The 6,351-nt window shown below is 43.4% G+C and carries 7 protein-coding genes and 1 pseudogene; 5 read left to right on the plus strand and 3 right to left on the minus strand.

The genetic code is table 11. The features are described from left to right. Positions 1–134 precede the first annotated feature (134 nt). Entirely contained in the window at positions 135–665 is a 531-nt protein-coding gene (locus AB5935_RS23085; protein ID WP_007836791.1) for a DJ-1/PfpI family protein, read from the minus strand. Between the two features lie 189 nt (positions 666–854). Between AB5935_RS23085 and AB5935_RS23090 the strand changes: the two genes are divergently transcribed. The 5 genes from AB5935_RS23090 to AB5935_RS23110 all read left to right on the plus strand — a co-directional run bounded on the left by AB5935_RS23090 (position 855) and on the right by AB5935_RS23110 (position 5,335). Continuing rightward, a complete protein-coding gene (locus AB5935_RS23090) occupies positions 855–1,211 on the plus strand; it encodes a winged helix-turn-helix transcriptional regulator (RefSeq protein WP_007836789.1) in 357 nt (118 codons plus the stop codon). 257 nt (positions 1,212–1,468) lie between these two features. Beyond that, on the plus strand, positions 1,469–2,311 hold the full coding sequence (locus AB5935_RS23095; RefSeq protein WP_007836786.1) for a prephenate dehydratase: 843 nt from the start codon (positions 1,469–1,471) through the stop codon (positions 2,309–2,311). Continuing rightward, positions 2,286–3,470: a pyridoxal phosphate-dependent aminotransferase gene (locus tag AB5935_RS23100; RefSeq protein WP_038608764.1), complete on the plus strand. Its 1,185-nt coding sequence runs from the start codon at positions 2,286–2,288 to the stop codon at positions 3,468–3,470. The genes AB5935_RS23095 and AB5935_RS23100 overlap by 26 nt, the downstream gene beginning before the upstream one ends. A gap of 19 nt (positions 3,471–3,489) precedes the next feature. After that, positions 3,490–4,557 carry a bifunctional 3-deoxy-7-phosphoheptulonate synthase/chorismate mutase type II gene (locus tag AB5935_RS23105; RefSeq protein ID WP_007836777.1) on the plus strand — a complete coding sequence of 356 codons (1,068 nt, stop codon included), beginning with the start codon at positions 3,490–3,492 and terminating at the stop codon, positions 4,555–4,557. 4 nt (positions 4,558–4,561) lie between these two features. After that, positions 4,562–5,335 (plus strand): prephenate dehydrogenase, encoded by a 774-nt coding sequence (locus AB5935_RS23110; RefSeq protein WP_007836776.1) that lies wholly within the window; start codon positions 4,562–4,564, stop codon positions 5,333–5,335. 254 nt (positions 5,336–5,589) lie between these two features. On the opposite strand, the gene AB5935_RS23115 is transcribed toward AB5935_RS23110, so the two are convergent. After that, positions 5,590–5,871, minus strand: coding sequence for a DUF2089 family protein (locus AB5935_RS23115; protein ID WP_007836774.1), 282 nt, complete (start codon positions 5,869–5,871; stop codon positions 5,590–5,592). A 1-nt stretch (position 5,872) separates the two neighbouring features. Beyond that, positions 5,873–6,351: pseudogene (locus AB5935_RS23120) on the minus strand (alpha/beta fold hydrolase); the annotation flags it as partial.

The following is a 6,351-nucleotide window of genomic DNA, read 5'->3' on the forward strand; positions in this document are numbered from 1 at the left end:
TATCTGCAAATTCAGTAATGAGAGGACGTGTAAACGCAATAAGGACGTTCAAGGGCTTAGTTGCGGATTTGAGGTATTTTTAGGAATTGTCGCCCAAATATAGGAAATTTCTACATTGGGCGACATTAATTCCCTTATTTTTTCAAGGCTTCAATTACCTGAGGCATCATTGTCCAAACAAAGTTTTCACTTTGTGCTGTATAAAAATTACCATCAACAACCGATTTTTCATCAGTAGCCATCCCTTTACTTACAGCCGGTTTTGCCAAAGGATGCACAGCTAATCTCTTTCCCTCTGTAATTCCAGCAAAATCAAACAACAGGCCTGCAGCACAATGACCTATCAGGATCTTTCCTTTCCCAGCAAATGCTTTCAAGACCGACATCAAGTCCACATTATAAGGCTTATCCGCATTTTGAGCGAATACAGGAACCGCATCCCCACAGGCAAAAACCAAAGCATCAAAATCATCCTCATGCCCTATAAGATTTGCAATCACATCATCGGCCACCAATTCAATACCCGAGTTTGTTTTAATTTCCTTTGTTTCCGCCACTGCATACACCTTATAGGATATAGCATTTTCAAAAAACGCTTCCAAATATTGGAACAAACCGAATCCGTTCACCGGATTTACTGCTAAAACAGCTACTTTCTTTGCCATAATCTTAACTAATTATAAGTGAAACAATAAATTTATCTAGTAAAACAATAGTTATCTTTAGTAAGTTTATTACTTTTGTGATACAAATGTAAGTATCCTTCTTCCAAAAAACAAGAAGGCACCTGTAGATAAGGAACTTACATAGAGGTAACCATTGTTGAACGACAAGGAAATAGGAAATATTAAAAAATGAAAAATTTTCATCCGGATGATAATTGTCCTGTACGGAATGTATTGTGCAGGCTTGGTGATAAGTGGTCTATGCTAGTTCTTATCACATTAAATGCTAACGGAACCATGCGATTTTGCGATATTCATAAGACAATAGCCGATATCTCACAACGCATGCTGACTGTAACCCTGCGCACACTGGAAACTGACGGACTAGTGAGCCGGAGAGTATATGCCGAAGTTCCGCCACGAGTAGAATATGAACTGACAGAAAGAGGGAAAAGCTTAATACCACATATAGAAGGATTAGTAGATTGGGCTTTACAACAGATGCCGGGAATTATGGAAAGCAGGAGCCAAACAGGCACTGTCTAAAAAAAATTTGAAAAAAAACTTCTTATTTATTTGTTTTTGCTAGAAATATATTACTTTTGCAGCGTATTCAATAACAATAAGAACAAAATGAAAGCATTATACAATACATACTTTTTCTTCTTTTATTACTTTTACTTTAGCAACAAAGTGAAGCGGGAATTTGTATGTATACGTTAAACAACGAATAAATCAATGTGATAATAACAACGAAATCCCGCTTCCGGCAGAAGCGGGATTTTTTTATAATACAATAGCGAATGAAAAAGATAGCAATACAAGGTGTACCGGGCTCATATCATGACATTGCCGCCCACAAATTCTTCCCAGGTGAAGAAATCGAACTAATCTGCTGCTCCACATTCGAAGAAATCTTTTCGAATATGAAACAGGATAGCAATGTCATTGGTATGCTTGCTATCGAGAACACCATTGCAGGAAGCTTGTTGCATAACTATGAGTTGCTGCGCGAAAGTGGAATGACCATTATCGGAGAACACAAACTACGCATCAAGCACAGTTTCATGTGTCTGCCCGACGATGACTGGAATACATTGACCGAAGTAAACTCCCACCCCGTTGCCTTGGCACAATGCCGAGAGTTCCTGATGCAACATCCGAAACTGAAGATAGTAGAAACGGAAGATACAGCAGGAAGTGCAGAAGCCATCAAACGGGAAAACTTGAAAGGTCATGCCGCCATCTGTTCCAAATATGCCGCCGATCTATACGGAATGAAAGTATTGGAAGAAGGCATCGAAACAAACAAACACAACTTCACGCGTTTCCTTGTAGTGGCCGACCCATGGAAAGCCGATGACTTACGTGAACGTTCGAAAGTAAACAAAGCCAACATCGTTTTCTCCCTCCCTCACAACGAAGGAAGCTTGTCGCAAGTGCTCTCTATCTTTTCTTTCTATAAAATAAACCTGACCAAGATTCAATCATTACCGATTATAGGCCGAGAATGGGAATATCTGTTCTACGTAGACGTGATCTTCAATGATTATTTAAGATACAAGCAATCTATCGACGCCGTTTCACCATTGACAAAAGAACTTAAAATATTAGGAGAATATGCAGAAGGAACATCAACCATATAATATTCAGCCGGCAAACCGTCTGGCGAATGTTAGCGAATACTACTTCAGCCGTAAACTGAAAGAAGTGGCACAAATGAATGCCGAAGGTAAGAATGTAATCAGTTTGGGCATCGGAAGCCCTGACATGCCCCCTTCGGAAAAAACCGTGCAAGTACTGTGCGAGCAAGCAAAACGCCCCGATGTTCACGGATATCAACCTACTGTCGGCATCCCCGAACTACGCAAAGCTATGGCCGACTGGTATAAACGATGGTATCACGTCGATCTTGATCCGGCGACAGAAATCCAGCCTCTGATCGGTTCCAAGGAAGGTATCCTGCATGTGACGTTGGCATTGGTCAATCCTGGTGACCAAGTATTAGTTCCCAATCCGGGATATCCTACCTACACCTCTTTAAATAAAATATTGGGCAGTGAGATTGTGAACTACAACCTGTGCGAAGACAACCATTGGCAACCCGATTTTGATGAACTGGAGAAGATGGACTTGAGCCGCGTCAAGATTATGTGGACCAACTATCCCAATATGCCGACCGGAGCGAACGCCACGATGGAACTTTATGAAAAGCTGGTAAACTTTGCACGCCGCCATAATATTGTGATTGTAAACGACAACCCATACAGCTTTATTCTGAACAAAAAACCACTGAGTATTCTCAATGTGCCCGGAGCCAAAGAATGCTGTATCGAGTTCAACTCTATGAGCAAGAGCCACAATATGCCCGGCTGGCGTGTGGGAATGCTTGCCACCAATGCGCAGTTTGTACAATGGATATTGAAAATAAAGAGTAATATTGATTCAGGAACTTTCCGCCCCATGCAACTGGCCGCCGCACAAGCTTACAACAATAGTGTGGAATGGCACGAAGAAGCGAACGTCAATGTATATAGCCGCCGCCGCCAACTGGCAGAAGAGATTATGAAAGTACTCGGTTGTAGCTTTGATCCCAATCAGGTAGGTATGTTCCTTTGGGGACGTATTCCCGAATCTTACAATGACGTGGAAGAACTGACCGAAAAAGTTTTGCACGAAGCACGTGTGTTCATCACTCCGGGTTTCATCTTCGGCAGTAACGGCAAACGCTATATACGTATTTCCCTCTGTGCCAAAGAAGAAAAACTGGCTGAAGCACTGGAAAGAATTAAAAAGATAATGTAACAAAACAAAATATCAGATTATGGAATTAGATTTAAAACCCATCGAACTTCCGGGAATTGAAAAAAAACGCCCGATGATTATCGCCGGCCCATGTAGTGCCGAAACAGAACAGCAAGTTATGGATACAGCTCTCATGCTGGCCAATAAAGGCATCAAGATTTTCCGTGCCGGCATTTGGAAACCGCGTACCAAACCGGGAGGTTTCGAAGGCATCGGTGTAGATGGCCTGGCATGGCTGAAACGTGTGAAACAGGAAACCGGTATGTATGTTGCCACCGAAGTGGCTACAGCCAAACACGTTTACGAATGTTTAAAGGCAGGTATTGATGTGCTTTGGATTGGCGCACGCACCACTGCCAACCCGTTTGCCGTGCAGGAAATTGCTGATGCTCTGAAAGGTGTGGACATTCCTATATTGATTAAAAACCCTGTCAACCCTGACCTTGAATTGTGGATTGGAGCTTTCGAGCGCATCAATAATGCAGGTTTGAAGCAACTGGGTGCTATCCATCGCGGATTCTCTTCTTATGATAAAAAGATTTACCGTAACCTGCCTCAATGGCATATCCCTATCGAATTGCGTCGCCGCATTCCCGAACTACCGATTTTCTGTGATCCCAGCCATATCGGTGGCAAGCGCGAGTTGGTAGCTCCCCTCTGCCAGCAGGCGATGGACTTAGGTTTTGACGGTTTAATCGTAGAATCACACTGCAATCCCGACTGTGCATGGAGCGATGCCGCCCAACAAGTCACTCCCGATGTGCTGGACTATATCCTAAATCTGCTAGTCATCCGCAAAGAAACCCAAACCACCGAAAACCTGGGCGAACTGCGTAACCAAATCGATGATTGCGACAATGAGATTATCGAGGTATTGGCAAAACGTATGCGTGTCTGCCGTGAAATCGGTACATTCAAGAAAGAACATGATATGACCATTCTGCAGACAGGCCGTTACAATGAAATTCTAGACAAGCGCGGTGCACAAGGCTCACTGTGCGGCATGGACTCAGATTTCATTAAAAAAGTATTCGAAGCCATCCACGAAGAAAGCGTAAGGCAACAAATGGAAATCATAAATAAGTAAACCGATGAGAATATTAATTTTAGGAGCCGGTAAAATGGGCTCCTTCTTTACCGATGTATTGAGCTTCCAGCACGAAACCGCCGTATTTGATGTAGACCCGAAACGCCTTCGTTTTGTTTACAATACCTACCGATATACCACACTCGAAGAGATTGAAGAATTCAAGCCCGAACTGGTTATCAATGCGGCAACCGTGAAATATACACTGGATGCTTTTCACCAAGTATTGCCTGCTCTCCCTAAGGATTGCATCATCAGCGATATTGCCTCGGTAAAGACCGGACTGAAAGAATTTTATGACCAATGCGGATTCCGTTATGTGTCTACTCACCCCATGTTCGGTCCCACATTTGCCAACCTAGACAAACTGAGCACCGAAAATGCCATCATCATCAGCGAAGGCGACCATTTGGGTAAAATCTTCTTCAAAGACTTATACCAAAACCTTGGTCTGAATATCTTTGAATATACCTTCGACGAGCACGATGAGACAGTGGCCTATTCACTGTCTATCCCTTTTGTTTCCACTTTTGTTTTTGCGGCAGTGATGAAGCATCAGGACGCTCCCGGTACTACTTTCAAACGCCACATGAAGATAGCCAAAGGAGTACTAAGCGAAGACGACTACCTGTTGCAGGAAATTTTATTCAATCCCCGCACCCCGGCACAGGTAGAAGGTATCCGTACAGAATTAAATGAGCTATTGGATATCATCAACAAGAAAGATGCTGCGGGGATGCGTGCCTATCTTAGCAAGATTCGAGAAAAGATTAAATAACGCATCAGTATAACATAGAAGAGGATGTCAAAGCTCCAACAAGACTTTTTGCATCCTCTTTTTTATTTTATCCATAAAAATGATTTATCAACATATGGCACAACAGCCACACAATCAGATGCTCTGCCGCATAACACCACCAGGCAGGATTGGGACCGGACCGAAATGAGGCCCCCCAACGCTCCCCATACCAATGCCCACATACCGGCAATCTGTATAAACTGATTCACCGCTTTGCCTATTTTTATTTCCCATTACTCATCCATTTTAGAAAGTCTATCAATTAAATCGTCCAAGATATTTCTCACCGTAGGGTAACTGACCCCCATACTTTTCGCCATGCCCTTCAAACTTCCGCTCGATTTGACAAACGCAAGAATAAACTGCTGCTCTTTATCTGAAAGCCGTGCCAGCACAGGCAGTTCAAAATCTCCGCACACTTCCGTGCGGCATTCTCCACAGAAAAGCCTACCCACCCTCAACGGTGCATTACACGCAGGGCATTGCAACGGCAAACGTTTCTTTATTTCTCCCATATCATTTCAGTTTTTTCACAAATGTACTGACAGAAGCTATCAAAGCACTGTTCACCGGTAGAGAAGGATTCCCATAAGTAAGCATCTGCTGCTGTACGGCCTTTGACTCACAATCTTTCAGCACATGGTTCATCTTATCAATCAAAAGCAGCTCGGCAGCCGGGCAACCCTTTTTCAGAAATTCGGCATCCTCCACCGATACCTGAATATCATTTTTACCCTGAACAATGAGGACCGGCACTTTGACGGAAGCAATCACCGTCCGGGGATTATACTTGAACCAGGAAATCAAATAAGGCTGGACAGAAGCCCGATACAATGATTGCAGATAAGCCGGCACGTCACTCACTTCCTTGCCGTTTTTCAAAGACCCGTTAATGGATGCCACCTCTTTCCGCACCGCTTCCGGATTCTGTTGAGCGGTCACTTGCGCCTCTATAATCTCGTAGGCAGGACGACCCGCACCGGCAATCGAGATAT

The sequence above is a fragment of the Phocaeicola sp. RTP21198st1_B8_RTP21198_201120 genome, from assembly GCF_040929485.1.
Lineage (GTDB): Bacteria > Bacteroidota > Bacteroidia > Bacteroidales > Bacteroidaceae > Phocaeicola > Phocaeicola dorei.

Coding starts and splice junctions, on each gene's coding strand:
- AB5935_RS23085 (WP_007836791.1), bottom strand. CDS start 665: ATGGCAAAGAAAGTAGCTGTTTTAGCAGTAAATCCGGTGAACGGATTC.
- AB5935_RS23090 (WP_007836789.1), top strand. CDS start 855: ATGAAAAATTTTCATCCGGATGATAATTGTCCTGTACGGAATGTATTG.
- AB5935_RS23095 (WP_007836786.1), top strand. CDS start 1,469: ATGAAAAAGATAGCAATACAAGGTGTACCGGGCTCATATCATGACATT.
- AB5935_RS23100 (WP_038608764.1), top strand. CDS start 2,286: ATGCAGAAGGAACATCAACCATATAATATTCAGCCGGCAAACCGTCTG.
- AB5935_RS23105 (WP_007836777.1), top strand. CDS start 3,490: ATGGAATTAGATTTAAAACCCATCGAACTTCCGGGAATTGAAAAAAAA.
- AB5935_RS23110 (WP_007836776.1), top strand. CDS start 4,562: ATGAGAATATTAATTTTAGGAGCCGGTAAAATGGGCTCCTTCTTTACC.
- AB5935_RS23115 (WP_007836774.1), bottom strand. CDS start 5,871: ATGGGAGAAATAAAGAAACGTTTGCCGTTGCAATGCCCTGCGTGTAAT.